The 733-nt window shown below is 51.0% G+C and carries 2 rRNA genes; both read right to left on the bottom strand.

Features of this window, described 5'->3' with window-relative positions:
• Positions 1–174, bottom strand: a 23S ribosomal RNA gene (locus tag K1I43_RS15470); the annotation flags it as partial.
• A gap of 340 nt (positions 175–514) precedes the next feature.
• Positions 515–733 (bottom strand): 16S ribosomal RNA (locus K1I43_RS15465); the annotation flags it as partial.

The following is a 733-nucleotide window of genomic DNA, read 5'->3' as shown; positions in this document are numbered from 1 at the left end:
ATACGCTATGTATTCACGTGTGGATACTGCCCCATTACGGACAGTGGGTTCCCCCATTCGGAAATCTCCGGATCAACGCTTACTTACAGCTCCCCGAAGCATATCGGTGTTTGTCCCGTCCTTCATCAGCTCCTAGTGCCAAGGCATCCACCGTGCGCCCTTTCTAACTTAACTAAACACACTTTTCAGCCTGTTATCTAGTTTTCAAAGAACATGGCTTCTTCTTGAAGCTACATCTTTGCTGCCATGCGCCGAGGAATTTATCATCTTCGTAATCACTCGCAGACGCAGGCGCAAAGCTACTGCTTGAACCTGTATGAGGGATATTCCCTCAAAACTAAACGAAGCGAAAAAGCGTTTTTTATCATACGATGTCTAGCTTCGAACTAACATCCTCCTCCGCGTCCGCTTTTTCCATCGACGTGCAAGCACGTCTCGTCAAAAGCTTGCGCTTCCGTCGGATGTTTCCTTGTCTACGCCAAGGACCGTTCTCCGCTTTTCTTCTTATCCTTAGAAAGGAGGTGATCCAGCCGCACCTTCCGATACGGCTACCTTGTTACGACTTCACCCCAATCATTTGCCCCACCTTCGGCGGCTGGCTCCCGGAAGGGTTACCTCACCGACTTCGGGTGTTGCAAACTCTCGTGGTGTGACGGGCGGTGTGTACAAGGCCCGGGAACGTATTCACCGCGGCATGCTGATCCGCGATTACTAGCGATTCCGGCTTCATGCA

Source organism: Anoxybacillus sp. ST70, from assembly GCF_019553625.1.
Lineage (GTDB): Bacteria > Bacillota > Bacilli > Bacillales > Anoxybacillaceae > Anoxybacillus > Anoxybacillus gonensis.
The sequence above is the reverse complement of the archived record's forward strand: the minus strand, read 5'-3'. Positions and strand labels throughout refer to the sequence as shown.